This window comes from Rhodoferax sp. RT5P35, assembly GCF_056521385.1.
On the sequence record NZ_JBWMAX010000338.1, the window covers coordinates 1 to 1,061 of the forward strand.

General features: G+C 67.1%; 2 protein-coding genes. Both read left to right on the forward strand.

Annotation, left to right across the window (positions count from 1 at the left end; translation table 11 throughout):
• Nucleotides 1-369, forward strand: a 369-nt coding sequence (locus AC097L_RS26135; RefSeq protein ID WP_479589598.1) for a cupin domain-containing protein, incomplete at its 5' end; no start/stop codon positions are given.
• 157 nt (nt 370-526) lie between these two features.
• Nucleotides 527-1,061: CSS-motif domain-containing protein (locus tag AC097L_RS26140; RefSeq protein ID WP_479589599.1), on the forward strand; the 535-nt coding region annotated here is incomplete at its 3' end.

Sequence of the window (1,061 nt, forward strand, 5' to 3'; positions counted from 1 at the left end):
CTGGGCTCTGCGCCCGCGCCTGCCGCGCCCGCCATCACTGTGGTGCCCGCCCACGCCACGCCCTCGCTGCGCCACCCGGACGGTGCCTGCGAGCTGCGCATCCTGGGCCCCATCGACCTGGCAGGCCAGTTCGAGTGGTACGCGCTGGCGATCCAGCCCGGCGGCGCGCTGGAGTCGCAGCCGCACGAGGCCGGTACGCGCGAACACCTGACGCTGCTGACCGGCGCGCTGGACGTGGTGTCGGGCGAAGCTGTGCAGCACCTGGCCCCCGGTGAAACCGCCCGCTACGCCGCCGACCGGCCCCACGCCATCCGCAACCCGGGCACGGTGGAGGCGACCGCCTGGCTGGTGGTGGTGCATGCCGGTTGAGCGTGGGTCACAATTAAATTTGGTACCGGTTCCATGCTGCAACAAATTGCAACCGTAATTACTCCATAATTTCTTGACACGGATTGTTTGAGGGAAAACACATGCAGGGCTTGCGGTTCGGATCAGATCTCCCACGCGGCCTGGGTACCCGGCGGGTATGCCGCGCCTGACAGCGGCCCCTCAAACACCCGGTAACAGCCTGTTCGGGCTGAGCCATTTCATGGGCCGGTACCCCCGGACGGTAGGCACCCTCTGCGGTTACGCGGCGGGTTTGGTGATGGCGCTGGCCGTGCTGCTGGCAGCCTTGCAGCTGCGGTTACAAGCCGTCGACAGCGGCCATGCGCAGGTGATTGCCAGCATGCAGGAGTTGCAGGCCGACATCGGCCACCTGCTGGACGAGCTCAACACCTCCTTTGCCCCGGTGTGCACGCCGGACAACCTGAACCGGCTGCGCAGCCTGATGTTCACCCACCGCTATGCGCGCGACATCGGCCTGCTGAACCCGCAGCGCCAGCTGTTCTGCACCACCAACATCGGCCTGTTGGACACCCCCAGCGCCGCTGCCCAAGGCGGTATCGAGGGCTCCATTGGCCACTATTACCTCAACTCCCGCCTGCCCTTGTCGCAAGGCACGGTGCGCGCCGCGCTGGTGGAGCGAGGGCGCTTCCAGGTGGCGATGCAGCCCAACGCCA